At 57.9% G+C, this 25,005-nt stretch carries 30 protein-coding genes; 19 read left to right on the top strand and 11 right to left on the bottom strand.

The window, feature by feature from the left end:
• Window positions 1-41 precede the first annotated feature (41 nt).
• Window positions 42-620 (top strand): hypothetical protein, encoded by a 579-nt coding sequence (locus tag G7077_RS02670; protein WP_166410373.1) that lies wholly within the window; start codon window positions 42-44, stop codon window positions 618-620.
• Window positions 621-639: 19 nt separating this feature from the next.
• On the top strand, window positions 640-918 hold the full coding sequence (locus G7077_RS14455) for an HGGxSTG domain-containing protein (protein ID WP_425505311.1): 279 nt from the start codon (window positions 640-642) through the stop codon (window positions 916-918).
• Between the two features lie 605 nt (window positions 919-1,523).
• On the opposite strand, the gene G7077_RS02675 is transcribed toward G7077_RS14455, so the two are convergent.
• Window positions 1,524-2,075, bottom strand: coding sequence for a putative glycolipid-binding domain-containing protein (locus G7077_RS02675; RefSeq protein ID WP_166410374.1), 552 nt, complete (start codon window positions 2,073-2,075; stop codon window positions 1,524-1,526).
• Between the two features lie 159 nt (window positions 2,076-2,234).
• On the opposite strand from G7077_RS02675, the gene G7077_RS02680 reads away from it, so the two are divergent.
• The 4 genes from G7077_RS02680 (at window position 2,235) to G7077_RS02695 (ending at window position 5,812) form a co-directional block, all read left to right on the top strand.
• Window positions 2,235-2,531, top strand: coding sequence for an autorepressor SdpR family transcription factor (locus G7077_RS02680; protein ID WP_166412275.1), 297 nt, complete (start codon window positions 2,235-2,237; stop codon window positions 2,529-2,531).
• The gene (locus tag G7077_RS02685) at window positions 2,528-2,902 is read left to right on the top strand and encodes an ammonium transporter (protein WP_206367669.1); all 375 of its coding nucleotides are present in this window, start codon (window positions 2,528-2,530) and stop codon (window positions 2,900-2,902) included. The genes G7077_RS02680 and G7077_RS02685 overlap by 4 nt, the downstream gene beginning before the upstream one ends.
• A 386-nt stretch (window positions 2,903-3,288) precedes the next feature.
• Complete coding sequence (locus G7077_RS02690; RefSeq protein WP_166410375.1) at window positions 3,289-4,284, top strand: helix-turn-helix domain-containing protein; 996 nt, start codon at window positions 3,289-3,291, stop codon at window positions 4,282-4,284.
• A 40-nt stretch (window positions 4,285-4,324) separates the two neighbouring features.
• A complete protein-coding gene (locus tag G7077_RS02695) occupies window positions 4,325-5,812 on the top strand; it encodes a S41 family peptidase (protein WP_166410376.1) in 1,488 nt (495 codons plus the stop codon).
• 101 nt (window positions 5,813-5,913) lie between these two features.
• Here the strand turns inward: G7077_RS02695 and G7077_RS02700 are convergent, their stop codons facing one another.
• A complete protein-coding gene (locus G7077_RS02700; protein WP_166410377.1) occupies window positions 5,914-6,438 on the bottom strand; it encodes a hypothetical protein in 525 nt (174 codons plus the stop codon).
• Window positions 6,439-6,743: 305 nt separating this feature from the next.
• Between G7077_RS02700 and nhaA the strand changes: the two genes are divergently transcribed.
• Window positions 6,744-7,907: a Na+/H+ antiporter NhaA gene (nhaA, locus tag G7077_RS02705; RefSeq protein ID WP_166412277.1), complete on the top strand. Its 1,164-nt coding sequence runs from the start codon at window positions 6,744-6,746 to the stop codon at window positions 7,905-7,907.
• Here the strand turns inward: nhaA and G7077_RS02710 are convergent.
• Window positions 7,897-9,159, bottom strand: coding sequence for a cation:proton antiporter (locus G7077_RS02710; RefSeq protein WP_166410378.1), 1,263 nt, complete (start codon window positions 9,157-9,159; stop codon window positions 7,897-7,899). The genes nhaA and G7077_RS02710 overlap by 11 nt on opposite strands.
• A gap of 758 nt (window positions 9,160-9,917) precedes the next feature.
• On the opposite strand from G7077_RS02710, the gene G7077_RS02715 reads away from it, so the two are divergent.
• From G7077_RS02715 to G7077_RS02740, 6 genes are all read left to right on the top strand, one after another.
• A complete protein-coding gene (locus G7077_RS02715; RefSeq protein ID WP_166410379.1) occupies window positions 9,918-10,280 on the top strand; it encodes a hypothetical protein in 363 nt (120 codons plus the stop codon).
• Window positions 10,281-10,282: 2 nt separating this feature from the next.
• Complete coding sequence (locus G7077_RS02720; RefSeq protein WP_206367670.1) at window positions 10,283-10,564, top strand: DUF5985 family protein; 282 nt, start codon at window positions 10,283-10,285, stop codon at window positions 10,562-10,564.
• Window positions 10,561-10,827, top strand: coding sequence for a DUF5985 family protein (locus tag G7077_RS02725; RefSeq protein WP_206367671.1), 267 nt, complete (start codon window positions 10,561-10,563; stop codon window positions 10,825-10,827). The genes G7077_RS02720 and G7077_RS02725 overlap by 4 nt, the downstream gene beginning before the upstream one ends.
• A gap of 15 nt (window positions 10,828-10,842) precedes the next feature.
• On the top strand, window positions 10,843-12,174 hold the full coding sequence (locus tag G7077_RS02730; RefSeq protein ID WP_166410380.1) for an SLC13 family permease: 1,332 nt from the start codon (window positions 10,843-10,845) through the stop codon (window positions 12,172-12,174).
• Window positions 12,175-12,759: 585 nt separating this feature from the next.
• The gene (locus G7077_RS02735; protein WP_166410381.1) at window positions 12,760-12,978 is read left to right on the top strand and encodes a hypothetical protein; all 219 of its coding nucleotides are present in this window, start codon (window positions 12,760-12,762) and stop codon (window positions 12,976-12,978) included.
• 390 nt (window positions 12,979-13,368) lie between these two features.
• On the top strand, window positions 13,369-13,770 hold the full coding sequence (locus G7077_RS02740; RefSeq protein WP_166410382.1) for a hypothetical protein: 402 nt from the start codon (window positions 13,369-13,371) through the stop codon (window positions 13,768-13,770).
• Between the two features lie 116 nt (window positions 13,771-13,886).
• Here the strand turns inward: G7077_RS02740 and G7077_RS02745 are convergent, their stop codons facing one another.
• A complete protein-coding gene (locus G7077_RS02745; RefSeq protein WP_166410383.1) occupies window positions 13,887-14,300 on the bottom strand; it encodes a hypothetical protein in 414 nt (137 codons plus the stop codon).
• Window positions 14,301-14,431: 131 nt separating this feature from the next.
• On the opposite strand from G7077_RS02745, the gene G7077_RS02750 reads away from it, so the two are divergent.
• Both G7077_RS02750 and G7077_RS02755 read left to right on the top strand, forming a co-directional pair.
• Window positions 14,432-14,773 (top strand): hypothetical protein, encoded by a 342-nt coding sequence (locus G7077_RS02750; protein ID WP_166410384.1) that lies wholly within the window; start codon window positions 14,432-14,434, stop codon window positions 14,771-14,773.
• 54 nt (window positions 14,774-14,827) lie between these two features.
• On the top strand, window positions 14,828-15,085 hold the full coding sequence (locus G7077_RS02755) for a hypothetical protein (RefSeq protein WP_166410385.1): 258 nt from the start codon (window positions 14,828-14,830) through the stop codon (window positions 15,083-15,085).
• 403 nt (window positions 15,086-15,488) lie between these two features.
• Here G7077_RS02755 and G7077_RS02760 read toward each other — a convergent pair whose 3' ends face one another.
• Window positions 15,489-15,788: a hypothetical protein gene (locus G7077_RS02760; protein WP_166410386.1), complete on the bottom strand. Its 300-nt coding sequence runs from the start codon at window positions 15,786-15,788 to the stop codon at window positions 15,489-15,491.
• 457 nt (window positions 15,789-16,245) lie between these two features.
• On the opposite strand from G7077_RS02760, the gene G7077_RS02765 reads away from it, so the two are divergent.
• Window positions 16,246-17,886 carry a carboxylesterase/lipase family protein gene (locus tag G7077_RS02765; protein WP_166410387.1) on the top strand — a complete coding sequence of 547 codons (1,641 nt, stop codon included), beginning with the start codon at window positions 16,246-16,248 and terminating at the stop codon, window positions 17,884-17,886.
• Between the two features lie 79 nt (window positions 17,887-17,965).
• On the opposite strand, the gene G7077_RS02770 is transcribed toward G7077_RS02765, so the two are convergent.
• The 3 genes from G7077_RS02770 to G7077_RS02780 all read right to left on the bottom strand — a co-directional run bounded on the left by G7077_RS02770 (window position 17,966) and on the right by G7077_RS02780 (window position 19,619).
• Window positions 17,966-18,265, bottom strand: a complete 300-nt coding sequence (locus G7077_RS02770; protein ID WP_206367672.1) for an ArsR/SmtB family transcription factor — start codon at window positions 18,263-18,265, stop codon at window positions 17,966-17,968.
• A gap of 19 nt (window positions 18,266-18,284) precedes the next feature.
• The gene (locus G7077_RS02775; protein WP_246167329.1) at window positions 18,285-18,680 is read right to left on the bottom strand and encodes an SRPBCC domain-containing protein; all 396 of its coding nucleotides are present in this window, start codon (window positions 18,678-18,680) and stop codon (window positions 18,285-18,287) included.
• Window positions 18,681-18,947: 267 nt separating this feature from the next.
• On the bottom strand, window positions 18,948-19,619 hold the full coding sequence (locus tag G7077_RS02780) for a hypothetical protein (RefSeq protein WP_166410390.1): 672 nt from the start codon (window positions 19,617-19,619) through the stop codon (window positions 18,948-18,950).
• Window positions 19,620-19,709: 90 nt separating this feature from the next.
• Here G7077_RS02780 and G7077_RS02785 point away from each other — a divergent pair, with 90 nt between their 5' ends.
• On the top strand, window positions 19,710-20,303 hold the full coding sequence (locus tag G7077_RS02785; RefSeq protein WP_166410391.1) for a hypothetical protein: 594 nt from the start codon (window positions 19,710-19,712) through the stop codon (window positions 20,301-20,303).
• 920 nt (window positions 20,304-21,223) lie between these two features.
• On the opposite strand, the gene G7077_RS02790 is transcribed toward G7077_RS02785, so the two are convergent.
• The 3 genes from G7077_RS02790 to G7077_RS02800 form a co-directional block, all read right to left on the bottom strand.
• Window positions 21,224-21,496, bottom strand: coding sequence for a hypothetical protein (locus tag G7077_RS02790; RefSeq protein ID WP_166410392.1), 273 nt, complete (start codon window positions 21,494-21,496; stop codon window positions 21,224-21,226).
• A 274-nt stretch (window positions 21,497-21,770) separates the two neighbouring features.
• Window positions 21,771-22,187, bottom strand: a complete 417-nt coding sequence (locus G7077_RS02795) for a DUF2267 domain-containing protein (protein WP_166410393.1) — start codon at window positions 22,185-22,187, stop codon at window positions 21,771-21,773.
• Window positions 22,188-22,225: 38 nt separating this feature from the next.
• The gene (locus G7077_RS02800; protein ID WP_166410394.1) at window positions 22,226-23,053 is read right to left on the bottom strand and encodes a MerR family transcriptional regulator; all 828 of its coding nucleotides are present in this window, start codon (window positions 23,051-23,053) and stop codon (window positions 22,226-22,228) included.
• A gap of 208 nt (window positions 23,054-23,261) precedes the next feature.
• Between G7077_RS02800 and G7077_RS02805 the strand changes: the two genes are divergently transcribed.
• Both G7077_RS02805 and G7077_RS02810 read left to right on the top strand, forming a co-directional pair.
• The gene (locus G7077_RS02805; protein WP_166410395.1) at window positions 23,262-24,242 is read left to right on the top strand and encodes an acyltransferase family protein; all 981 of its coding nucleotides are present in this window, start codon (window positions 23,262-23,264) and stop codon (window positions 24,240-24,242) included.
• 145 nt (window positions 24,243-24,387) lie between these two features.
• Complete coding sequence (locus tag G7077_RS02810; protein ID WP_166410396.1) at window positions 24,388-25,002, top strand: hypothetical protein; 615 nt, start codon at window positions 24,388-24,390, stop codon at window positions 25,000-25,002.
• The last annotated feature ends 3 nt before the right edge of the window (window positions 25,003-25,005 follow it).

Below are 25,005 nucleotides of genomic sequence, written 5' to 3' on the forward strand. Positions count from 1 at the left end.
GACGGCCTGCTCCCGCCCTTGGATGATCTGGAGGGGTGGGAATGAAGACCGACAAGAAGGCCAAGGGCAAGGCGGTCGTACCTGCCGAACAGGCTAAGGACATAGCCAAGGTGCCGGCCAATGAGTTTCGCAAGGTCACTGCCGTAGACGGCGTGATGACGATCCAGGGCGAGAAGGAGGCCCATGACCGGCTCTGCAACGCAATGGGTTCAGACGATGCGAATTTCCAAACGATGCTCCTCAACAACCTACTCAACATCATCCCGCAATCGATCAAGGATGATGGCGATTACACTTTCGACGTAAGAGTAGCAGTCTCGATGCTGGAAGGGATCGGGCCAACTGACGGCCTAGAGGGGATGCTGGCCGCTCAGATGGTGGCGACACATCACATGTCCATGCTCACCATGCGGAAAGCCGTGCACTCGACCAGTGCGGAGCTGCGGCAGGCAAACGCCAGCCTGGCCACAAAGTTTAGCCGAACTTTCGTCGCTCAGATGGAAGCGCTCGCGAAGCATCGGCGCAAAGGCGAGCAGGTGGTGCGTCACGTGACAGTCGCGGAAGGCGGGCAGGCCGTGATCGCCAACAACGTCAACACCGGGGGTCAGAATCGTGGATGAAAAAGCGACGTTCAATCCCATGCACTCGGATAATGAGACAGATACGCGCACGGGCGCACGTGAAGAGACCTCTATAGAAGAGAAGAAGGGAGTAGTTCGGCTGTGCGGGGCCAAGACCCGCTCTGGTCGCCCCTGCCCTACCTACGCCATGCCGAACGGTCGCTGCCGAATGCACGGCGGCACTAACCCAGGAGCACCCTTGGGAAACAAGAATAGGTGGGTCCATGGCCGGCGATCGGCTGAGACAAAGGCCTTCTACGCCCTGCTGCGCCGGATGAGGGCTGAGCTGGCGTTTTGAAATTAATCAAAATCAATCAAGTGGTGTGGCCTAAAGCAGACGACGGTTAGATCACGCTGGCCGGTTCTTACCGGGAAATAGCGGCCCGTTTCCGAACGGTGAATAACGGGTAGCGGACATTGATAATACAGTTGGGAAACAGTGTCGGCGCTGGCTGATAATACAGCCGAAAAACAGCCATGCCGCAGTTGCGCGCGCAAGTGCTAGGCTCCTGTAATAACAGGGCAAGAACAGGCCCGCCGTTTGATAACATTCAAAGGCAATCAAACGCGGTGGGCGGTTTTCGGCTTTCTTAGGGTCCACCAACGAAGGCCCTGCTTCGGTGATAATACACCGAAAGAACACCTAATGGGTCTATCGGTTCGGCGGGTTTCGGACCCCGTAAAAAGAAAGGCCCCCACCTCGGATATGGCAGAGGCAAGGGCCAAGCGCCGGGGGGCTGGCGCTATCGGTTGAAGATCGCAAGCGTCCCCAGAACGAGGGCGATACTGGCACTTTCGGAGCCGGAATCAGCCGGCAGGTGTTCAGGGTCAATCGGCTTGGATATCTGTTTAGGGCCGATTCCAGAATGTCAGCGAATGTCCGCTAAGGGTGGAAAGCAGAAGTTAGCTGGGCTCTGCTTGCCACAAGTTCGGATACAAGCTGACGAAGCCATTTGCCTGAAGCTCTAACGTGGCTCGGTATGGGCCCTGGGGCGAATTGTAGTCATAGCTCCATTTCGACAGCCGCTTGTAGATCTGGGACAGCGGCTGAAGGGTGGCACTGTCTAGGTCCATCCAGGCGACGGCAAACTTGCATTCGTCTCCGACGGCGAGGTTCATGCGGCGCAGCTGAGCGAAATTCGTTGCCGGAGTGAAACCGAAATCCAAATCCTTCACGTCATGCAGTCCGTCCTGCCGCACCCCGTTCAGCAGCCAGCCGTCAGCATCTCGATGGATTTGATGCTCAATAGGCTCGCCGCCAGTATATCCTCTTACCGAGCCGCTTTGGGTCTCCCAATTTGCAGCTAGCTCCAAACGGTAGTTCAAAGACGTGGGCAGTCCTTCTGCAAGGTATACCGCACACCCTTCAAGCACCCACCCTTGGTCACCCTCAATCAAGCAGGCGGCATCATGGCCGGGTGTGTACAAGGCCTTCCAAATGGCTGTTGTCACCATTTTCGCTCTGAATCCTCACAGTATGGAAACTTGTAGGTGTGACCGGAGATCGCGACCCGGCGAGAAGGCGACCTTGCAACTCAGCCTCTACCTTTGGTCGCAACCAGACAAGATCAGATCTCGGTTGACTTGTTTAGTCATTTAGCTAAATATCGAATGATGAGTCAGGTATTCAAAGCTTTGTCCGACCCAACCCGGAGGCGGGTACTTCAACTGCTGCGGCAGAAACCGATGAGCGCGGGCGAACTTAGCGAGCAATTCAGATATTCGAAGCCAACGATGTCGGCGCATTTCTCGGTGCTGAAAGATGCGGACCTGATCCATGCCGAGAAGGTCGGCAAGTCTATCATATACCATCTGAAGCTTTCGGTGCTCGAAGATGCGCTGCTGAGCTTCGTTCATTCATTCGGAAGCACCGAGGACGGTCGCGAAATCAACGAGGAGAGTGCGCGATGAACAGGGAACTCACCGGAAGCCTCACGTGGGCGGGAGGGATCATCCTGGTGGCGCTCGCTGCAACGGCAGCGCGGAAAGCGGGCTTGCTCGATGCCGACACGGTTACCCGGATAGTGTTGACCATCATCGGCCTGATGGTCGCTTGGTACGGCAACCGGATGCCAAAGACGTTCACCCCCAATGCCAGCGCCCGGCAGGTCCAGCGCTTCGGTGGTTGGTCAATGGCCCTAAGCGGGCTGCTCTACGCTACGCTATGGGCCCTCGCCCCATTCGATGCCGCACTGTGGCTGGGTTGCGGCGCGATCATGGCCGGGATCGCCGCAACGGCGATCTATGGTTTCTCGCTACGAGGAAAAGCGAAGGGCGCATGACCTTCACGGGTGCCTGCATCTCGACATTCTGTTCAATGCGGAACGTCGCTCAATGTCCGCAATCGGTCGAAGGCAGACGTTCGTTGCATATGCGTATTGGGTGGAAAGCGGACATTCGGGATGGCTGCCCCTCTCGCTTCAATGACTAGATAAAAGGTACCTCAGGTCACCTTAGACGCTCAGCGGCCTTGCACCATAGCCAACCGAGCCAGGGCAGTAGCGGCAACCAACTTGCGAATGCACATAGCTATTGGCAACCTTCATGGGTGTTATCGGAACTAACCTTCGGCTGGCGCAGCTCAGTCCTTCTTTCGGCTGCACTGGTCATCGTGACGATCGCATTTGCCCTCTGTCGCACTTTCGACAATCGGCGAGCAAACCGGGTCATGGCGGTGCTTCTGCTCGTACTGACAGGTGTTCTCACGCCTTGGTTGATCGGGTTCGCCGGCTTTTACGACAATTGGCAATGGCTGACTTTCTTCCCGATCGCTCAGCCGCTCCTCGTCCCGCCGTTGCTGCTTGCGTATGTTGAGATGACGATTCGCGGCAGCCCACTCCAAGTGCTGCGAGCCTGGTTTCTACCTGGCTTCGTTGCCGTCTCGTTCGAGCTCGCCAGTTTCATACTGCCACTGTCGGATAAGTTGGAGTGGGCAGAAGTGGTCGGTCGTGCGTTCAGAACGGCCGAGAACTTACTGCTAATTGTGCTCTTTGCTTTGGTTCTGAGGCGGGTCCGAAGGCTGGTTGCAGATTACCGTAAAACGCTAACCGAGCAGAGGAGTGACGAAGCGCGCTTCGGGCTCACTTGGCTCCTTCAACTAACTAGCGCCATGACCATCCTATGGAGTGTCTGGGCACTCTACGCGCTTACGGACACCGTCATACCGTTAAGCTTCGATGGGTTGATGCCGCTCTATCTTGCTATTGCGGGGGCTTCTGTTTGGCTGGCAATCCAGGCTTGGCGATACGGAAACGTGCCCTGGCCGAGGCTTCAAGCCGTAACGTCTGACAAAGATGCGCCTCCTCGTCCCACACGCGATTGGCAGGCGGAGGGCGGACGTTGGGCGACGGTCTTAAGAGAAAGCGAAGCGTATCGCGAACCCGCCCTCACCCTGCGAGGGGCAGCCCGCATCGTCGGTACCAATGAGGCCTATTTATCGCGCGCTTTCAACGAAGGACTGGGCCTAAGCTTCTCCGCAGTCATACAAGGTCTTCGAAGTGACGCCGTGGCAGCAGCTATCGAGCGCGGCGGAGGCGAAGATCTCTTAACCTTGGCACATGATGCCGGCTTTGCGTCAAAGGCGAGCTTCAATCGGGCGTTCGCGGCCCGGTTCGGGGTCCCTCCTTCGACTTATCGCCGTCGTCTCAGAATCGTGAAAAATTAGCTGCACTCGGCAAAATGAGGCGACGCAAGGTCCAACCTCGATGAAGTTTTCGGCCATGAACCGTCGCAAGTTTTTGTCCGCCACTGCTGCCCTCCCGGCAGCCGCCCTTTTCCCTTCAGAGATCTGCGCCCTCAGGCCTGCGCAGCAGACGCGGGTGGGGAAAGACCTGGCAATCTTTCGCGCCGCTATGGCCATACACCCAGGGCTTTACTTGCACTGTAGTCCGCGCGAGATCGCGGCGTCGCAGACGCGCTTCGAAGCGGCCTATTCGGCGGCCGCCGAAGCCGAGGACATAGCAGCCGCTTACCTCGCTCTTTCCCGGCACCTCGCGACCATCCGCTGTGGGCACAGCTATGCCAACTTCTTCAATCAGAACGATGCCGATGTGAAGCGGCTGTTCGAGCGGCAGACACGCCTCCCTTTTTGGTTCCGCTGGGTGGGTTCTCGCATGATCGTGACACGAGACCCCAGCGACATGGGCCTGCCGCGTGGTACGGAGGTGCTGGAGCTAAATGGGCGTCTTGCCGCGGCGGTGCTCGAATTGCTGCTGCCTTACACCCGGGGGGATGGTGCCAACGATAGCAAGCGGCGCAGCCTGCTGAGCGTCGAGGGTCGGGAAGACTACGAGACCTTCGATGTCTTCCAAGGTTTGCTGCTGCCGCCTGCTGGCGGGTTTCACGATCTTCTCGTTCGCACCCCTGATGGACGAAAGGTGCGCTGCCGTTGTGCTCCTATCTCGCTCGCCGATCGCCGTGCCATGATGACTAGGATATCCCCAGAGAGCGGCGAGCCACGCTGGCAGTGGGAACGCAGAGCTGACGGCGTAGTCGTTCTTACCATGCCCGGCTGGGCGATGTGGAACAGCAATTGGGACTGGCGAACCTGGCTCGAGAAAAGGCTCGACAGCCTCAGCGATGCAAAGGGACTGATCGTCGACATTCGCGAGAACGAGGGCGGAGACGATTGCGGAGACCCAATCCTCGCGAGGCTCATCAATCGACCGTTAAGCGGCTGGCCGTTCGACCTCCGTCTGCGCTTCGACCAAATGCCCTCGCTGCTGCGCGAGAACAGCAGCACTTGGGATCAGACTTTCTATACGCTCGGAAACGGTGCACACCCACTGGGTAATGGATACTTCCGTCCCGTCGCGGCGGAAACTATTTCGGTCATTGAACCTTCGGCGAAGCGCATCACCTGTCCGGTGGTTGTCCTGACTAGCCCAGTCAACAGCTCGGCGACCTTCGCGTTCATCAATGCCGCGCGGGCGACCAAACGGGTAACACTCGTCGGCGAAACGACCGGTGGCAACCTACGTGGTGTAAACGGGGGAGCATTCCTATTCGTGAAGCTGCCATTTAGCGGTATCGAATTTGATCTGCCTCTAAAGGGCTACGTTGCGCGGCACGCAGAAAAGGACGGCGGGATCGTTCCGGACGTTCACTTACCGGTCACTGTGGCAACGCTCCGCGACGGCGTCGATAAAACTCTCTCGCGCGCGGTTCAGCACGCCCTAGCGAGAGGAATGTAGTTCCCAATTAGTAACTGCCAACCACTTGCGCGTAGCGAATGTCCGCAATGGGTCGGTTCCAGAACTTGAGCAGACGCGCGCCAAGGGTAAACGGTGGAAGGTTAAGCGTTGAACGCGACCATGGGCGCGGCATTGCCGCTGAGCGCCTGCTTGCAGCAAGCCCGCAAGTTCTGAAGCCTTGCCATAGTAAGCGGGTCAAAATCGGCTTCTAACGCAGCTGCGACGATCGTAGAGCTCAGCAACTGAGCTGTAAGATCGACGTGCTGAAGCTTAAAACCGTGCTCAGCGACAGTGTCAGGTGACGAAACGAGATCATCTCCCACCCCGCCCAACTTCCTCAGGACCGATCGAAGTTGAGCGACAAGGTGATCTCGCGTCAGACTCGATCCCCGGAGTTCTGAGATGGCCTTCTCTGCCGCTTCGATCTTAGCAAGCGTGTAGCCATGCCGACGGGCCGTGGCAGCTACCCCTGACAGTTCTTTGCGAAGGTCCTGGAGCATGTTCAGCAGGAGGCTCAAGTCGCTGAGGAGGTAGGGATAGCAAGCCTGCATGACGGACGAGAACGGCCCGTTATTTGAACCAACGAGTTCAACCGCTCCGTTCGTGAACGTCCCCTCCAACCGCATCGCGTTCCAACCTCCAGCATGGAGCTCATGAACTAAAATGGTTAACCGCGACTTTCGTGATCAGAGAAAGAACGTCCGCTCTCAGAAGACTGCTCGATTTGGTGAATGACCGTTACGGGTCGATTGCTGACGCCCGCTAAGGGTGGAAAGCGGAACTTCGGCTTAGACCAGCGTACTGCTAATTATGATAACGGGACCTGGCCGTCACGGGCAGGCAAGTTGCGTGAGTTCAAGTAGCTGTGCATGGCGGCGCGGTGGCAGGAGAACATTCCTCAAACGACGAACGCAATGCCGGGCTCGCGCTCATGGGGGCAGCGGCACTAGCGCTAGTCATTGCTAATTCGCCACTGGCCGAGAGCTACCACAAGGTCCTTCACTCGCACGTTGGTCCGCTGACGGTTCACTATTGGATTGCCGACGCCCTGATGGCCGTCTTCTTCCTACTCGTCGGGTTGGAAGTGAAGCGCGAATGGTATGACGGTCAGCTGTCGACCCCTGCAGCGAGGCGCCTGCCGATGATTGCCGCCGCTGCTGGGATGGCGGTCCCAGCACTAGTTTATAAGCTCGGAACCGGCTTCAATCCGACGCTGAGCAGCGGTTGGGCGATCCCGGCCGCAACCGACATCGCCTTCGCGCTGGGCGTGCTGGCGCTCCTAGGCGGTCGCGTTCCCGCTTCGATCAAGCTGCTCCTAGTCACAATCGCGATTATTGATGACATCGGAGCGGTTGCGATTATCGCCCTCTTCTACACTTCGGATCTGAGCGTACCGGCGTTGGCTGCGTCGGCGATCATTGTGAGCATTATGGCTGCTATGACAATGTTCGGAATCCGCAAGCTTTGGCCCTTTCTGCTCGGTTTCGTGCTGCTGTGGATAGCCGTCTTTCAGTCGGGGGTTCACGCGACCATCGCCGGAGTGCTCGCGGCACTGACGATCCCACTAGGGAAGGGGGAGCCCTACTCGCCTCTGAAGAAGCTCGAGCACCGTGTTCATCCTTATGTGATGTTCGGGATCGTGCCGGTCTTTGGCTTCGCCAGCGCTGGCGTGACCTTCCCCGGAGCGGAGGCGCTGCTCGACCCGCTTCCCGTGGGCATCGCCCTTGGGCTGCTCTTCGGGAAGCAAGCAGGTGTTTTTGGTGCGGTCTGGATCGCCGATCGCACCGGAGTTGCGCCGAAACCGCAATCCCTTCGTTGGGCACACATCTACGGCGCGTCACTCCTGTGCGGCATCGGCTTCACGATGAGCCTCTTCATAGGCGATCTGGCTTTTGGAGATCCGCTGCTGGTGGAAGAGGCTAAGATTGGGACGCTTGCAGGTTCGCTAGCTTCCGGGATCCTCGGCTTTGCCGTGCTCAAATGTACGAAACCTATCATCAGCACCCACTATGAAGTGGACGAAGCGGAGGAGGTCTTCGGGGAAGATGCCGATGAAGACCCGACGGTGTGCCGAGCGAGGCAATTCACTGACTAGTCTCGGGCTCCTTCTTTTCGGCACGCTCTACAGCTGCTCCAGCCGTAAGGCCGTGCACGATCGTTGACAGAAGGATCGTCAAGGCGATCGTAGCCCAGAGCTGCCCTTCATTCTTGAATGACAGGTGCCCGGTAGCGAACCCTAGGTAATAGATCGATCCAATCCCGCGAACGCCAAATGCCGCCACCACGAAACGCGACCGTCCGGCGAGGTCGGTTCCAGCCAGGCTCAACCAGCCGACCAAAGGCCGAATTACAACTATTAGGGCAGCGGCAATCGCCACATGGCGCCAATCCAACTCACCCCAGAGCAGCGGGAGAGAGCCACCGATCAAGAGCAGGAGAATGGCAGTGAGTGCGTGCTCGATGGCTTCCGTAAAGCTATGGAGCCGCCCGTGGAATTGATGCTCCTGTTCTACACGCCGCAGCGCCAGTCCGGAGACGAAAGCCGCGATGAACCCGTATCCTTCCAACAGTTCCGTGAAGCCGTAGGTGAGAAGCACAAGGGCGAGCGCAAGCACGCCGGACCCAGTTTCCGCCAAGGCGTTGCCACGCGGAAGCTGGAAAATGATCTTCCCGAATACGGTGCCGACCGCTGCTCCCCCAAGGACGCCCACAGCTATGCGGTACAATACGTCTCTGGCGAGCCATTCCGTGGCGAGGTCCCCGATCAGGAACCCCTCCGCTCCAACGATCAAACCGAGGTAGACAAATGGGAACGCAAGCCCGTCATTCAGACCTGCTTCCGTCGTGAGTGTGAACCGCACCGGGTGCTCCCCGCCTTCGGTGGGCGGGCCAACTTGAACGTCGCCAGCAAGCACCGGGTCCGTAGGAGCAAGAACGGCACCGAGCAGGATTGCGCCCGCAAGTGTCATTCCCGCTAGCCAGTAGCCAAGGCCCGCAACGGCAAGAATGGTCAGCGGCATCGCGACGAGGAGCATGCGAACAGTAGGCTGCCAACGCTTGTAGTTGGTGAGGTTGTCGATGCGCAGGCCAGTTCCGAAGAGCGCGACGATGACGGCAAGTTCGCTTAGTCGCTCCCAAACTTTCGGCGAGGTGCGGGGGTCGACGACGGCCGGCATGCCAGGCACAAAGGCGAAGGCAACCATGCCGATGGCAATGAGGAGCGCTGAGGAAGCTGGTTCCCGACCCGAGAAGTACCTAGGAATCCAGTAGGCGAGGACGATGCCTGCACCTACCGTTGCCATCGCCACATGTTCGGGTGCCAGACCAAAGAAGGGCTCGCTGCTCATCTCTGCCTGCCCTTGATCACATCACCTCAGAAGCTTCCTTAACGGCTTGCTGAAGCGTAAGGTCCCGCCTTACGTTACCCCGTGAGAACGGGGCTGGTGCAGCTCAGCTTGAGCTAGGTCGGAAGCCGACGCTCCAGCGACATTCGCTCGCAACTGTAGGCGACTCTATCCCTAAGCATTGTTCCTTGAAGGTAATGAAGCGGCGAAGGCGACGCCCCGCTGCACCCATCCCATCAGAAGCAGATCGGAACTCAGCTGGTCTTGATCAATCAAGACGAAGCCCTTGGTGGATCGTCCACCTATCTGCATCGGACCGACCCCCGGCTCAGCAAGCGCATGCTGCGATGCGAGCGCCTCGCGCACACGCTGTGCAAGAGCTAAGTCAAACGCCATGGCCGATGCCGTCCTCGCTTCTCTAAGGCTGAGGCGACTTAATCGCCGAACCGGTGTTCGACCGCAATGGTTGGAAACGGCGCGCAGCGCCGCCTGAGGCAAACTGCAGCGGCTAAGAGATGTGACCTATTAGCGCGATTAATATCCCCAACACCACTAGTAGCTCCGCTACAACCAGCCAACCTTTATGCTTGCTCATGTGCCCTCCGGTGTCAGGAGCGCCTGAAGAACGCGGTTACCTAGATTCTGTGCCGACCTCTGAAATGGTCGGTTCCAGACCTTTTCGGGTTGTTTGCTAGGGGTGGCAAGCAGACATTCTTACCTCAAGTGGTTGAACTGGGAGCAGGCATGTTTAGTGCGCACACATGGCATCCGAAGAGGAACTGGTAGCCTTCGTGGCTTCGAGCTTTCGGTCTATTTGGGCGTTGGAACTGCTGCTGCTTCTCAAGCAGGAAGGCCGCGCATGCCGCACTGAAGACTTGGTCTTGTCCCTCCGTGCGAGCCCCGCAGTGATTGATAGGGCCTTGGAAGCACTGGTGGCTGGCGGCTTGGTCACTTGCGAGGACGGTACCTGCATTTACATGCCTGTAACATCTGAAGTGCGGGCGCTTGTCGACGAAACAGAGCAACTATACCGCTCTAAACCAGACAGAGTGCGGCGACTGATCGTTGCCTCGGTCAACAAGGGCCTGACGGCCTTTTCAGACGCTTTCCGGCTGAAGGATTGACTGTGCAGCAAATCTTCCCCGCCGCCGTGTACGTCCTGTGCTTCCTGACCAGCGCCTGCTGTGCCTGGCTGCTAGGGCGCAGCTATGCGCGTTCGCGGGAGCGTCTTTTACTTTGGAGCAGCGCCTGCTTCATCCTGCTTGCTGGCAACAACCTCCTGCTGGTCATGGACCTTCTCATCTTCACGGATGTGAACCTGCGCATTGGAAGGCTTCTGTTGTCGCTCTCCGCGATCTCGGTCCTTCTATTCGGCTTCATCTGGGATCTGGAGGACGATGCGGCGTGACCTTGTTCGACTTCCTTTCCGGCTCGGTCGCCTTTGGGTTCCTTGTGGCGGCCTTGTTCTTCCTCCGCTTCTGGAAACGAACGGATGACGGGCTATTCCTCGCCTTTGCGATTGCGTTCGGCCTTCTGGGCCTTGGTCAGGCTGTGCAGGCGCTTGCCAATATCCCTCATGAAGAGCGGGAATACATATTTTTGATCCGACTGCTTGCCTTCAGCGTCCTAATCGCCGCCATCTTTCGCAAGAACCGTGCAGCTAAGCAGTAGCTCTCCGAAGTCGGCATGAGCGTGCATTTCACACCTCAAGCAATCACCCTGCTTGTACTCGTCGCTGTGGTTGCGGCGCTGATCTGGGACAAGTTGCGTGCCGACGTTGTAGCGCTCGCAGGCGCTGCCGTACTCCTGATCACCGGCGTTCTTCGACCTATTCAGGTTCAAAGCGCATTCGCCGCTCCTGCCATTGTCGCACTCGCCTCGCTCTTCGTCATTGCTTACGCAATGGAGTTGTCCGGACTTCTCGACATCTCAATTCGAGGCTTGGTTGCGCTTTGCCGGAGAGTGGGAAGAGCTGGCCTGTGGGTAGTGATTGCGGTCGCCGGCGGCGCGTCTGCGTTTCTTAACAACACACCGATAGTCGTCTTGACCGCACCAGTAGTGCGGGAAGCTGCGAAATCGCTCGGCCTCTCGCCCAAGCGCTTCCTCATGCCTCTCTCCTACTCGGCGGTACTTGGTGGCTGCTGCACCCTAATCGGCACTTCGACCAATCTTCTGGTGAACGACATGGCAGGAGTGGCAGGACTGCCCAAGTTCGGTTTGTTCGACATCACGCCTGTAGGTTTGGTGGTTGCGCTGTCCGGCGGCCTGTACTTGTTGCTTTTCAGCGGTCGGCTGATCCGGGCGGATCCGCAACGCGAAAGCGCCAGCGGCCCAGCTGCAGAAGCTGCCATTCAAGAGGGATACGAAGGCCTTGCTGCAACGCAGGTCGGTTCGCCCACGGCTTTCGTTCCGACCCGCCGGTTCCAGCCAGTCAAGGCGATCGCCTCCCTATCGATCTTTGCTTCGGTGATCATGATGGCGGCGCTCAACGTTGCACCCATCGCAGCTTGCGCGTTCGCCGGCGCGGTTCTGCTAATTCTTTTGAGGATCATCACTGCCGACGAAGCGTACAGCGGCTTAAGACCCGATGTCCTTATGCTAATCGCTGGTATGGTCGTGCTCGGGATCGCGATGGAAGTTACGGGCGTCGCAGAAGTCGGAACCCGTTGGCTGATCGCATCTTTGGACGGGATGAGCCCGTTGACGGCTTTGATCGTTATCTACGGCGCAACCCTGTTTGCGACGGAGTTGCTGTCAAACGCCACTGTGGCGGTGCTGTTCACGCCCGTTGCGGTGGCACTCGCGGAGGCATTGCACGCAAACCCGCAGCCCTTCCTGGTTGCGGTGATGATTGCTGGCAGCGCCGCCTTTGCAACCCCGTTCGGCTACCAAACTAACGCGCTGGTATATCAGATGGGCGGGTACAATTATCTCGACTTCGTGAGGGTAGGGCTACCATTGAACCTGATTACTTGGATTACCGCGGTGGTCACAATTCCCATCTTCTTCCCTCTCTGACGAAGGTCCGCAACGGTTGAATAGCGGACCTCCGTTTCAAGCTTTAGAGCGGAGAGTTCTTCCTATCAGCCAAATATGTAGGGCGTGTATTCCGACAAAAAGCAGCGCCGGGAAAACAAGGCTCTCCTGACCGGGCCGAGGCTTGAGGAAGTCGGGCTGAGCTACCATCGCTGTGAGGATAATCGCGGCTAGCACAGGCACAAATGAAAGGGCGAGTGGTCGGGGCGCTGTCCAATTAACGGAGCCCTTGAGTGACCATTGCATCGGCAGCCGGCGCTCGTTTCGAAAACGACGATTAGCCCAGAGCGACATCGCTACGAGCAGGCCAATAGCCAATACAGCTATGATCGTCTTCTCCATTAGCACTCTCCAGTCTCACGAAGATAGCCTAAATCAGCGTAAATCCAATGTCTGGTTTGGGTCGTAAGCTGACATTAACTCCACCTCAGCTGAGCACTTCTTGAGGCCCGCCCGTTTTAGCAAAATGACGGTTTGGCGCGCCTCAACAGTAGGGCACTCGCTCTAATCGCTCAACGACGTGTAGCGAAACCTTGCCGCCGAGACGACGATTGGTAAGCTGAGCCAATGAACGCGGCCATCGAGCAGGCTATCTGCAATTATGTCTGGCAGCGGGAGCCGAGTAATCCCGCGACATACCAAGACCTTGTTGGCGTTGCGCTCAAGTCGATGCCTATGATCGGAGATAACGACCTCACTGCCTTGCTCGGGAGACTGATCAGGGCTGGCAAGATCGAGCAATTCGAAGATGACGAACGCGGCACGGTTTACACCCGCGATTGCTGACCTGTGCTTGCTATGTGATTGCTAGCCGAAGTTTGCGGGACTGAACATCTCACCTAGGCCCTTGCATCCGCTAGCTTTTTCGGGGTCAGGCCTTCTAACATCGGGTTAGAGGTTCAGAAAAACTGACTAAGTTATCAGCGTCAATCCTCATGCTCAGGTTCGTATCGGTGGCAATCGTGCTCGGCTTGACCGCAACCTTCCAGTTAGCTCAACCATCAGCTGCCGAATCTGCCCCCGCCAGCGATTCCCCCTCGGCTGGCGGGGCTTTCCACTTCGAGCCTAGTTCTGCTTACGCGCCTTGCGCTTCAAAGCGGAAGTTCCGCTTACGACCCAAAGCGGACGTTAGGCGCAGTCTGAAAGCCGTAACCATTCAGCTTTATCGCTCTTGGCATGAAGCGTCGCATTTTCATTCTCAGCGCTTTAGTTGCCCTCGGCGCTTGCGGTCAGTCACCTCGCTGCGCCACCGATGACGCTCAAGGACTTGTTCAGGCGCTCAAGCCGAGGGAGCAGTTTAGGTCGATGCTCACAATGGCTGTCGAGCGCACGCAGACGGCTGGCATGGTGGCGGCACGAGATGACTCCAAATCGCGCGAAAAGCTTGCGCACGCCGTAACTGATGCTGTCGAACGGCACGAAGCGGAGTGGGAGCGAAACCTCATTGCAAGCTGGCAAACGTTGAGTGCCGCAGAACTGAAACAAGTATGCGCTGCCCTGAAGGAACGCGATCAAAACGCGTTCATGCGCTTCGCACAGCGAGTTGGACCTGCGGTCAAGACGCAAAACGACCCCTAATGCAACGTGCGGCAGTCGAGGTTCTCGAAACAGTCTGGTGAGCGCGTTGTCGAACGTCCGCTTTCCACCCAAGGCTGACATTCAACGAAGGTCTGTGTTCGACCCATTGCAGACATTCACTTCAGGTTCGAGAAGACCCGCGAGAACCGCGGTAGGTCAAGTCTTGCCTTGGCTTCAGCGAAGCTTCGTTCGTCTAACGGGCCTTTGAGGACAGCCCCTCGTCCACCGTCATCCGCCTCTCGGGCGCTTCTTACGAGATAGTAAAAATCAGTTCTGGTGCGGTCACCATTCGGATGGATGGCCAGCGCAATGAAACGGTTGTTAGCCCCCGCTGCGAAAAGCGTTTCACCAGCAAGACCGTCGCCTGCGCAGCTCCCGCTCGGGTCGATGTCGCGACAAAGGCTCATCTGTTCCATTGTATCAACGGCGACCAGACGGTAAGGCCCCGCAAGTCGCTCATCGTGAATGAAGTCGCTCCCACAACTGGAGACGAGGAGGCTAACGGCGCTGCCAGCGATGACCTTGAACATGCCACTTGAGTATCATGGGAACGTCCGCTTTCCACCCTTAGCGGGCTTCAGCTGGAGGTCGGCAATCGACCCATTGCGGACATTCGCTGCGAAGCTACAATCTCCCGATGGCACGAAGGGTTTGTAAAATCATGCTGCTCGCTGCGGTGCTGCCTGCGACCGGGCTATTGGCTCCTACCGCACCTCTTGCTGCCGCCCGCGTGTCGACTGCCACGGCAGCCTGTGAACGGGTTAAAACTCAATACGCAGCGGCGAACCATTTCCCTGTCTCAGTTGTCGCGTTCTGCGACCCAATCGAAAGCGCCGACAGCCCTGAAGGCTTCTATGTGCTGGCATTGCACAGCAACCGGAAATGCGATGGAATATGCAGCACAAACATGGGTTGGTTTGCTGTTAAGAAAAGGACGGGCCGGGTGTTCGAGTGGGATGTGGTGGAGATGCGGCTGGGCGGGCCACTTAGGCCTCGTTACTGACGTCCGGTTTCCACCCGTTGCAGACAGTCGCCGCGTCGTGAGACAAGGCGGCCGATGATCCAACTCATCTATTTGCAACCCGGCGAGCGAATGCCGCACCTGTCGGATGATGAGCCGTGGCTCACAGTTGAGGCGAGCGCTGATGGCCGTTTCCTCGGCAGTGGCTATGGCTTCAAACCCTCAGGAGAGGGCGTGTTATACGTGTCCTTGCCTGAGAGTGACGTATCAATAGAAGCAGCACTGGCCGCCGCTACGGAGTGGGCTGGTGAGCAAGGAGTGCCGCACATCTGGGTTCGGACGAGTCCCGATTAGCGAAGGTCCGCTTTCCACCCACTGCTGACGTAAGCTGAGGGTCTGCAATCGACCCATTGCAGACATTCAGCGACGATGGGATGTAGGGCAGTGCGCTGCTATTACGTCCTGGTTCACGGAAGACTAAGTTGGAGAGACGCTGAACCACAGAAAGACGTTTCTCGACCGTGCGGCCTTTTCTCCTACCGGTATGTGCTCGCCTCAAACGAGGAGAGCGCTGCCAAAACAGCTTTCGAACGCATCCGAGCGAACCTTGATCGTCAAACCGGTTGGCTTCGTGACGGCAGCGTTAACTTGTGCCTTGAGACGGAAGAGGTTCGCAGAGCCCCTATCTACAAGCTCCTTGAGCCCGATAATCGGGGCACACCTTCTACGAACAGGATTGATAGCAGACCTTACGAACTTAGCCGCACTGGCCTCCCCCTGCCTCAAATAGAACTCCAACGGTGGCTGCGATGCTCACAATGCTGAGGACCACCGAAGCACCAACGTGCTTACGTGTCTTCGACCGCAGGCCCAGCACTCCGAAGGCGACTGCAACCAAGGCCGCAGGACCGATGAAGAGGAGGAAAGCCAATTCTGGGTAGTCTTCAACGCGGCAGCCCCGCATGAGGTAAGCCTTGTCGGTGACCGTGAAGTAGGTGGCAACAATCAGGCTGATGACGCTCAAGGCGAGCGGCCAATAGGAACGTGCGATGCTCACAAGGCCATACCTAAGTCACACTTCCTAACGTCCGCTTTCCACCCTTAGTGGACGTTAATCTCGCGAACGACGAAGCGAAGCCAGTGTGGAGAGTGCAAAGGCGCTTGCGAAAGCGAATGAGCAAGTCACCAATAGGATAAGGAGGATCATGCTCCACGCTGCTGCTCCAATCCGGTCTGCTTCTAGTGTCCCGGCGGGTAGCGGGCTCAGCCACACAATCGCTGTGTAGACTGCCAAAAGAACCAAGAGGATGGTCGCCGCGCGCGATGTTCGCCGAAACCCGAAAATCGCGAACGGCGCGCTCAGAAAAGCAATGATCAAGAGGGGCGTCGCGTAAGACATCAAAGCGATCATAGCAGATGATTGCTAACGTCCGCTTTCCACCCTAACAGGGCGTTCGGCGGATGTCCGAGTTCGACCCATTGCGGACATTCCCAGCTGAGCCGATAAGTGGCTTGTGGCGGATCACCTGCCCCAGAGCCTGAATTGGCATAAACTGTCCGGTGCTTTAGCACTGGCTCTAATATCGCTGACTTCGAGCGCCTCAGCGCTGGCCTCTACCACCAGTGCCAAGCTCGACGCGGGCTTGGTCAAGACCGAGCAGGGACTGCTGCAAGGCATCGTTGACGGCGACCTCGTTCATTTCAGGGGCATTCGATACGCCGCGCCCCCGGTTGGAGCCTTGCGCTTTGCGCCGCCCCAACTCCCGGCACGATGGCGGGGCGTAAGGGCTGCCAACACGTTCGGCCCCATTTGCCCCCAAGGTAAGGAGTTCAACGAGGACTGCTTATTCCTGAATGTCTCTGCACCGAAGGCGCTCAAGCAGGGTACTCGACTGCCAGTTATGGTCTGGTTGCACGGCGGGGGACTGTCTGTCGGGACACCCAACACCTACGACGCGTCGAGGCTGGTTCGCCAAGGACATGTCGTGTTCGTCGGCGTCGAGTTCCGAGTTAACGCCTTCGGCTTTTTTGGCATCAAGGGCCTGCCAGGATCGGGCACCTTCGGTTTTCAGGATCAGCAGGCGGCGCTCAGATGGGTGAAACAAAACATCAGCGCCTTCGGCGGCGATCCGAATAACGTCACCCTGTTCGGCGAGTCCGGCGGAGGGGTCAGCACCTGCGCCCAAGTTGTTTCACCAAAAGCACGCAACCTGTTCCAACGTGCGATCATCCAAAGCGGGACTTGCTCGATCAGCTGGCCAAAGCATGCAGTTGGCATCGACTTGCCCGCTGGAAGCTTCTTCCAGCCTCTGAGTGAGACGGAAGCGCTTGGCGTGGCCGCCGCTGCTCGGCTCGGCTGTGGCGATGGATCGGACGCTGCACGGATAGCATGCTTGAGGAAGCTTCCATCTGAGAAGATTGCTTCCGAGGGAGGCACATTCACCTTCGCTGCATTCAACACTCCGACCCTACCATTGGACCCGCAAGCAGCGCTTGCCTCCGGCAAGTATCACCGCGTGCCGATTATGATCGGCTTCACCCGCGACGAAAGTCGGGCGATGGCATCCGGCGCACTTCTGACGGGGAAGCCGATTACAGATCAAAACTACACACGACTGATCGGCGAAGCGTTCGGACCGAAGGCTGGGTCGGTCTTGTCGCGATACCCACTCCAACGCTTTGGCGATGGCGCGTCCGCGTGGTCAGCCGCAAACACCGACCGCATGTTTGCCTGCCCAGCCTTATATGATGCCCTTAACTTATCGTCACACAATCGGACATTCGTTTACGAGTTTGCCGATCCAAATGGCATTGGCCTGGTGCCTTTCCTCCCCACAATGAAGTCTGGCGCGTCACACTCGAGCGAGCTCCCGTTGCTGTTCGACCTAGCCGACGGACCAATCGACCTTACGAATGGCAAGAAGATCGCAAGAAGCCCTGTTCAAGAGGCATTGGCGAAAACGATGATCGGCTACTGGACCGATTTTGCGCGAAGCGGAGATCCAAACTCCAGCCGCAAGCCAACATGGCCCCCTTTTCGCCGCTCTGGGAGCCGAAAGGTCTTAGTCCTCGCTCCAGGCAGCGACAGGCTGCGAACGACGGACGCCTACAGCTCGCATCGATGCGACTTTTGGGAAGAGATGATCGTCCGGTAAGTGTTCGCTATCCATCCATGGCAGACATTCATGCGCAGGTCGTTTCCCCCAAACACCGGACGGCTGGCCGCCGCTTGCTTTAAGGTTGTTCCTTGAACATCTCCACCATCCGGTCGAGCCGGTGTTCCCAGATTGATCGTCGTTCTTGTGTCCAGTTGGCGAGGGTTTCGAAACCTGCCGGTTCTAATCGACAGGTGCGAACACGGCCCACTTTTTCAGTGGCGACAAGTTGCGCTTCTTCCAGCACCCTCAGGTGCTGGGTAACTGCGGTCAGAGTGATCTTCAGGGGCTGGGCCAGAGCCGTGACGGATGCTGGCCCAGCACTCAGCCGATTGATGATGCGCCTGCGTGTTGGATCGCCAAGCGCATCGAGGATCAAGTCAAGCGGCGATCGCGGCTCAGGCAATTGGTGCAACTTTGCTCTGAAATTGTTGCTCCAATCTGTCGAAGCATGTCTTCCAGCCCATCTCGCGGATCTGAGGGCCATCGGCACCTGGGAGAAACGCGCCCTGAAAGGTGAGCTTCAGCTGCGTTCCCTGGTCTTCCGGCTGCAGCTCGGTCGTGATCAGGGCGACAGAGATGCAATTGTCTCCGAACGCCATTCTCGAGCTTGCAATGATGCGCTCTTCCGGAACCACCTCCAGGATCGTGTCGCTGTTCGTAATCGATACTCCGGCAAATGGCGTACCTTCGCGAAACCGGTAGCGCAGCCGCTGATCTGAGCCTGGGCGAAGCTCGGAAGCAAATTCTTCAACTTCGTGCTGATCGCCTTCAGCATACCACCGGCGTTTCATGTCGGGATCAGCAAAGGCTTTCCAAACCTCTCCTCGGCTCGCAGGGATGTGTCGCTCCAAGACGAACGTGCTGTGTGTGACGTCAGAGTGGTTCATGCTCATCGCTCCGTTAGTGAAGTGTGCGCTTAAGTATCACGTTCAACAACACAGTCAAGCCTACACTTCAGTATCGGTAGTTAGTGCAGTTTGTGGAACGTCCGCTTCCCACCCTCCGGGGACATTCGATACCTTTGCCCGCAGCACCGCTTCCAAGTTCAGCGCCGACGGTCAGTCCTTCGATAGCAATTCATCGACGGACACCCCGTCCCCGTCCAAGAGCTGCTTCACCCTTCGATGGGCAGCGTAGTATCGAAGGAGCGGTGAGTTCGGCGAGACTTCGCGGACTTGCGCCTCATCATTGGCGCTTATGCTGGTCTCCTGTGCCACATAGTCTGCATAGCCTTCGCGCTTCCACTCAGGCATCCGCGCAAGCCGCACTTCGCCATAGCGACGAGCCGTCAGCAGGTGGACGCTTTCGTGGGCGATCGTGCCCGACAAGGTGCGGACTCCGCCTCTTGGTGCTCCATTGCGGACCCGATCGGCTAGAATGTCTGCATTGTTGAATAGCAAGGCCGACGAGAATGGTCGCCTAAGAGCAATGGCACCCCAGTTGCCTGCTGCGAGAACCTTCCAACGCCAACCGCCTTCGGTCAACACCAGCGTCCGGCGAAGTTCTGGCACCGTCAATGGGCTTGCGGCGAGTAGAGCGTCCGCACGCTGGATCCGCTCTGCCATCACCTCCGGGATCGGTGCCTCCGAATAGATTTTCGTGGTGCCGATTTGTTTGAAGTGCGGAAAGGCAAGTGCGGCCGGCGAGTAAATGATGCCGACGATGGCTACGGCCAGCCCGGCCATAACTCCGAAGCCGCGTATGCCACCCGGGAATAGCAGAAACTTCATTGTCCGATGCATCGTCGAGAGAGCTTCTGCGCAGGAAGGCGACCAGTCAACACCTAACGATTTACACTGCTCGTGAGGCGGAGCTCCAGGGTGGCTGAGCGTCTGCTTTCCACGCATTCCGGAGGTTCACCGAAGGTCTGCAACCGACCCATTGCGGACATTCAGGTATGCCGGCAAATCGTGGAAATGCGGTCGTTGAAGTCTCTTCCCTTGTGTGTTCTGGCAGCTGTCCTCAGTGGTTGCTCTTACACTTACAATCTAAGCGCTGTTGTCATCGATGGACGCTTGGCTTTTGTTGTAGACCAAACGTTTCTGCGCTCCCCTGACTGCATCAGGGGGATAGAGGTCTCCCTGGATACAGATGGTCCCAATCCCCAGCTTGAGTCGGGGGATGACGCGAGCAAAATCAGGAACGGTGTTTACTGGTCTCAGCGCATGGAGACGGGCTCGTGCCTCAACGATTTCCCGGTGCTGTATGGAAGTCAGCTGAAGGGCACTCCCTTTGTATTCAGTGATGGAGAGTCCGGGATTGTGATGCCTAAGAAATTGCGCGTCGGCGTGATCTACCAAGTGCATACTGAAAGTAGCGGTTCCGGTTACGGCAGCGGCTGGTTCCGCATCACACCTCAGCTAACCGTAGAGAGCTGGCGGGAAGACCCGACGCCCCAAGGGGATTACAGCTAAGGTGTAGAAACCACCCATTGCGGACATTCGGCTAACTTCTGCTTTCGACCCATTGCGGACATCGGCTCGTTGTATCAAACCTTGCAGGTGACTGAGCCCGCCAACCACTTTCTCCAGCGGGTCGCTGAGGAGCTCCAGGCGGCGGAAATAACTGCCTCCGCACAAGCAAAGATGGCTCACCTAGATCTTGCAGCACGGTTTATGACCGCTCTCAATTTTCGGGCCGAGCTTCCAGAGGCCGCGACAAGTGCTAAGCCAACAAACGCTGTTTGATCAGCTTCTCACCCAAAGGGGCGCGGCCGAGATCGTGACCAAGTAACTACAAAGCGGCTGGCCCTATCGGCACGCTGCGAGCTTTACTGCGTAGGAATACCGCCTTCATACCTAACCGACATTCGCGGCTTCGGTGATAATACAATTCGATGGGTGGCGAGAGCGTAGAGAACCTGACTCTTCAGGCATCGAAATGTCGAAAATTAGCGGGGAAGGTTGCGGATCCCTTCTCTTCCTCAACACTCATAGCTTGGGCAGAGGATCTAGAGAAAAGGGCTGCATTGCTGCAGGCGCGGCCGCCTTCCGCGTCGGCAAGAACCAACGTCCGGCGCAGCATCGTTTCGCCATCCGCGACTTAGGTTTGCCTTGAGTTCACTACGCTGAAATGGCCCGGTCGATTGTCTTCTTGGTCGACCGGGCCATGGATCATACACACCGGGGTTAGGGGTTGGTGTGATCCACACCCGAAACGAATTGCGTTTTTAGGTGTTCCGAGACACTTCGGTCGTAAACACACGCTCTCGCATCTCACGTAAGAAGAAGCTTCTCACTTCGATGTGGTTGTCGTGACCAGGTAGGAGAATGGAGCGCCCATTAGGTGAGCGCTCCCTGGTCAAGCCACATGCGTACGAGTGGCTAGACTCGGTTTAGTTTGCGCTGTTGCCGTCCAGGTCAGCACCTGAACGCGTGGCGTCAGCCGCCTTCTCGCCGGTCGCCCGAGTGGCATCTGCCTTGTCCTCAAGGTTATCTTCAACGGCTTCGTTCGCAGCGTCGTCCGCAGCTTCCTCAAGGTTGTCTGCCGTGGTTTCAGCATTCACCTCAATGTTGTCAGCTTGCTGCTCTTGCGGCGTGTTGTTGCTGCCACAAGCCGCAAGAGAGGCGAGCGCAAAGCCGAGTGCTGCGATGGGTACGATTTTCATGCGAAATCCCCTTAAAATGAGGTGTGAAATACGCTGGGCCGACCTTCATTGTTCCGCCAGTGCAATCAATCGTTCCAACAAGAAGCTGCTTGGAACCGGTTCTAAGCTAGCCCGTTTCGTTCGGTACTCGCGTAGTAGACCCCCTCGACGTGAGTTGGAATTTCGGCCCGGCCATGGCTCCCTTTTTGGTCGGGCCGTTTTTTGTCGTGAAAGAAGGCTCATTCACGACTCTGTGGAGTTCCGCCTTCCACCCATTGCGGACATCCCCCGCGCGTCAGTCGGACCAAAGATCCTGCAATGCCACTGGTAGGTTTCGCTCGATGACATCGGACTTTGTGCCGAGCTTCTCCCGTAGCACCCAGAAGACATCTTCGACGAGTGTGTCCAGTGGTGCGTGATGACCTTTCACCCGATCATGAACTCGCGCCTTGAAGGTTTCGGCATCAGGCACGGGTCGGGCCGGTTGATCCAAGCGCCAATTCTCAAGAAACAAACCTCGTTCGAGCGCGGGAAGCACATTAGCGATTTCCACCGCTGATCTGGGCTCGAGAGAGTCTCGCAGTTCGAGCATGACAGCATGCATCTGCGGCGCTGCACGGTGTGTGGTACCAAGGCCTGATCGTTCCATCAGACTTTGGCACCACTCAATGTGCAGTTGGGTCGCATGCTCGACATCGTAGGGATGACCCACTCAGCACTCCTGCTTTTGTCGCTAGTTAGTTAAAGCCGTCAGCTCTGCAGCCGCGCGGCGTAGACCTTCATTGCCTCGGACAGCCAATCTGTGAAGCCTTCGGCATGCCGGTCAAAGTTCGCCCGAAAATCCGGATGCTCAAGATACAGGTCAGCAAGACCCGCGTAGGCTTCCGGAGGGCACTCCTTGTTCCACATGGTAGCAATCCAAGCATGGTGGCGCTGTAGAAGTGGTGCGTTGGCGGGATCGTCTGCCACGGCACCGCGCATATATTCTTCGGCTAGTGCGGCGCCTGCGGCTTCGCCTTCAGCTAACCGCTCGGCCAACCCATTCTTGCTCAGGTTGCGGAGGCCATCCTTGCTATGCTCGATGACCGGCCTAAGTTCTTCGCCATAGCGACTGACCAGCCAGTCCTCATATTCCGCCTGCTTCTCAGGTGAGAACCCTTTGTAAAGATCGCTGTCGTCCATCGTCTCTTCTCCTTGAAGGTCCGCGATCGTGCGGTCGATCGTGGTGAGGAGTAAGCGAGACCGCTCCAGCCGCTGCGATAAAGCTGCGCGATGTTCGCAAAGCATCTCGATGCGGTCCCGGCCATCAACTTCTAGCAGCTTGCCGACGTCCGCCAGAGCCACGCCGAGTTCGCGATGGAAGAGGATGTCCTGCAAGCGTAGCAGTTCTGCGCGCCCGTAGTAGCGATAGCGGTTCTCGCCAGTGAACGCCGGCTTGAGCAGGCCCATTTGATCGTAATGGTGCAGTGTTCGCACCGAAACTCCAGAGAGCTTCGCCAGCTGCTTTACGGTGTACATGCTCATGCCTTCGTCCTTCCGCGGACGACTGATTAACCCCTGACGTAACGTGAGGGTCAAGAAGTGAAGGTCTGACCGAATTGTCTGGGACCTGCATCTCTACGCGCCACCATCTAGCTGACGTAAGGCAATGTAAACCAGTTTACATCATAAACCTATCGTGTCATTCAGATGCTCCATTCACTGGAGCGACTCACATGGCGACTGTCTTGGCCACGCCCTCGGCGGGGATCGTATTCACGCGTTCGACGCGGTTAGAGGCGGCGCCTTGCTGCTGGGAGTGGCCTTCCATGCCACTATGTCGTTTCTCCCCGGACCTCAGATCTGGGTCGTGCGAGACACGCCTTCTCCGTCGCTCGGAGCTCTGTTTGTGCTCCTCCACATGTTCAGAATGATCCTGTTCTTTCTCGTCGCTGGATTTTTTGGTCGCATGCTGATTGAAAAAAGGGGCGCCGCCGGCTTCGTTCGGAACCGCGGCGTTCGTGTGCTTCTGCCGCTGCTGGTCTTCTGGCTTCCGCTCAGCTTGGCCATGCTCGCATGCTTCGTCTGGGGCGCCGCTCAGATGAACGGCGGCGTCGCGCCACCCAACATGCCGCCGCCGCCCGCAATAACGTGGCGGACGTTCCCTCTGACCCACCTTTGGTTCCTCTACGTGCTGACGGTTTTTTACCTGGGCGCGTTGGTGATCCGGAAGCTGCCGGGACGCTGGTTCGACGGACCTGTCAGCTTCGTGTTGGGTCGGCCATTTGCGGGCATGGTGATGGCAATTCCGATGATCGCGGCGATGGCACTCAAGCCAGACTGGATACCCTCCCTAGGTATTCCGACGCCAGACACCGGCCTGATCCCGAACTCGACCGCGCTGATCGGCTACGGCACGGCCTTCACCTTCGGCTGGCTGCTGCAACGACAGATGGATTTGCTTTCCCGATTGGCGCGCACGTGGGCGCATCATCTTTCGGGGGCAGCCATCCTTAGTACCGCATTGATCCTGCTTTTGGGTGGCACTGTGCCGAATTTCGCACCCGAGCCAGATGCAGGCCGGCGCCTTCTGCTCGCTGCCATCTATGGCCTAGGTGCATGGTGCTGGACGTTCGGCCTTCTGGGGCCGCCCTACGCTTCCTGTCTGAGCCGAAGCCAGTTGCCCGCTATTGCGCCGACGCGTCCTACTGGATTTATCTTATGCACTTGCCGGTCGTCATGGCGCTGCAAGTTTTGGTCTTCCCTGTGGCTGTGCCCGCCATCGTGAAGTTCATGCTGGTGGTGGGCGGGGCCGCGATTGCGCTGTTCGGCTCTTACCATCTACTGGTGCGGCACAGCTGGCTCGGCCGCTGGCTTAACGGCCGCCGCTATTCGTGGAGGAGCCGGCAGCACACAGGGGAGACAGCAACAGCATGAACGAGCAGATGGACAGCACCCGCGAAGACCTCGCCTTCCTCCGTGCACTGGTAAGCGAGGGCGGGCAGGCGCGCGGTGCTGTCGGGTCGGCGCTCTTGGCGGGCGGGCTGTGCTACGGCCTGCAATGCCTGGCACAATGGGTGCTTCTGATCGACGGTGCTGCCACTCCACTGCTTGATCTGGCGGCCGGCGTTCTGCCGACCATCATCTTCTTGGTCGTCATCACCGTGATCATCCGCCGCGATCGTCACTCCAGCGGGCATGGGGTTGGTACGAGGGCGATCAATGCAGCGTTCGGTGGCGCTGGAGTGGCTGCACTCGTTACCTCCGCAATCTTCGGCTACCTCGCGGTCCGGCAACAGAGCATCACAATCTGGCTCTTCCATCCAATGATGGTGTGCGTGGTGCAAGGTACTGTCTGGTACATCGCCTACGCCATTCGGAGACAGGCATGGACGGGCATCGTTTCGGTGGGATGGTTCGCCAGCGCCCTTGTCCTCACGGCTTTGCTCGACACCCACTGGTTTGTCCTATTCCTATCGGCCGCTCTGTTAGGCCTAATGGCGTTACCCGGCTGGGTGATGATGCGGGCCGCTCCGGCGCGCGCCTGAGCC

Source organism: Sphingomonas piscis (assembly GCF_011300455.1).
GTDB lineage: Bacteria > Pseudomonadota > Alphaproteobacteria > Sphingomonadales > Sphingomonadaceae > Sphingomicrobium > Sphingomicrobium piscis.

What these genes read in the sequence shown, in the direction of transcription:
- G7077_RS02730 (WP_166410380.1), top strand. Translation starts at nt 10,843, where the DNA reads ATGAGCGTGCATTTCACACCTCAAGCAATCACCCTGCTTGTACTCGTC.
- G7077_RS02790 (WP_166410392.1), bottom strand. Translation starts at nt 21,496, where the DNA reads ATGAAAATCGTACCCATCGCAGCACTCGGCTTTGCGCTCGCCTCTCTT.
- G7077_RS02710 (WP_166410378.1), bottom strand. Translation starts at nt 9,159, where the DNA reads ATGAGCAGCGAGCCCTTCTTTGGTCTGGCACCCGAACATGTGGCGATG.
- G7077_RS02775 (WP_246167329.1), bottom strand. Translation starts at nt 18,680, where the DNA reads ATGAAACGCCGGTGGTATGCTGAAGGCGATCAGCACGAAGTTGAAGAA.
- G7077_RS02715 (WP_166410379.1), top strand. Translation starts at nt 9,918, where the DNA reads ATGGCATCCGAAGAGGAACTGGTAGCCTTCGTGGCTTCGAGCTTTCGG.
- G7077_RS02735 (WP_166410381.1), top strand. Translation starts at nt 12,760, where the DNA reads ATGAACGCGGCCATCGAGCAGGCTATCTGCAATTATGTCTGGCAGCGG.
- G7077_RS02745 (WP_166410383.1), bottom strand. Translation starts at nt 14,300, where the DNA reads ATGTTCAAGGTCATCGCTGGCAGCGCCGTTAGCCTCCTCGTCTCCAGT.
- G7077_RS14455 (WP_425505311.1), top strand. Translation starts at nt 640, where the DNA reads ATGCACTCGGATAATGAGACAGATACGCGCACGGGCGCACGTGAAGAG.
- nhaA (WP_166412277.1), top strand. Translation starts at nt 6,744, where the DNA reads ATGGGGGCAGCGGCACTAGCGCTAGTCATTGCTAATTCGCCACTGGCC.
- G7077_RS02810 (WP_166410396.1), top strand. Translation starts at nt 24,388, where the DNA reads ATGAACGAGCAGATGGACAGCACCCGCGAAGACCTCGCCTTCCTCCGT.
- G7077_RS02685 (WP_206367669.1), top strand. Translation starts at nt 2,528, where the DNA reads ATGAACAGGGAACTCACCGGAAGCCTCACGTGGGCGGGAGGGATCATC.
- G7077_RS02695 (WP_166410376.1), top strand. Translation starts at nt 4,325, where the DNA reads ATGAAGTTTTCGGCCATGAACCGTCGCAAGTTTTTGTCCGCCACTGCT.
- G7077_RS02680 (WP_166412275.1), top strand. Translation starts at nt 2,235, where the DNA reads ATGAGTCAGGTATTCAAAGCTTTGTCCGACCCAACCCGGAGGCGGGTA.
- G7077_RS02670 (WP_166410373.1), top strand. Translation starts at nt 42, where the DNA reads ATGAAGACCGACAAGAAGGCCAAGGGCAAGGCGGTCGTACCTGCCGAA.
- G7077_RS02675 (WP_166410374.1), bottom strand. Translation starts at nt 2,075, where the DNA reads ATGGTGACAACAGCCATTTGGAAGGCCTTGTACACACCCGGCCATGAT.
- G7077_RS02755 (WP_166410385.1), top strand. Translation starts at nt 14,828, where the DNA reads ATGATCCAACTCATCTATTTGCAACCCGGCGAGCGAATGCCGCACCTG.
- G7077_RS02700 (WP_166410377.1), bottom strand. Translation starts at nt 6,438, where the DNA reads ATGCGGTTGGAGGGGACGTTCACGAACGGAGCGGTTGAACTCGTTGGT.
- G7077_RS02740 (WP_166410382.1), top strand. Translation starts at nt 13,369, where the DNA reads ATGAAGCGTCGCATTTTCATTCTCAGCGCTTTAGTTGCCCTCGGCGCT.
- G7077_RS02690 (WP_166410375.1), top strand. Translation starts at nt 3,289, where the DNA reads ATGGCGGTGCTTCTGCTCGTACTGACAGGTGTTCTCACGCCTTGGTTG.
- G7077_RS02780 (WP_166410390.1), bottom strand. Translation starts at nt 19,619, where the DNA reads ATGAAGTTTCTGCTATTCCCGGGTGGCATACGCGGCTTCGGAGTTATG.
- G7077_RS02750 (WP_166410384.1), top strand. Translation starts at nt 14,432, where the DNA reads ATGCTGCTCGCTGCGGTGCTGCCTGCGACCGGGCTATTGGCTCCTACC.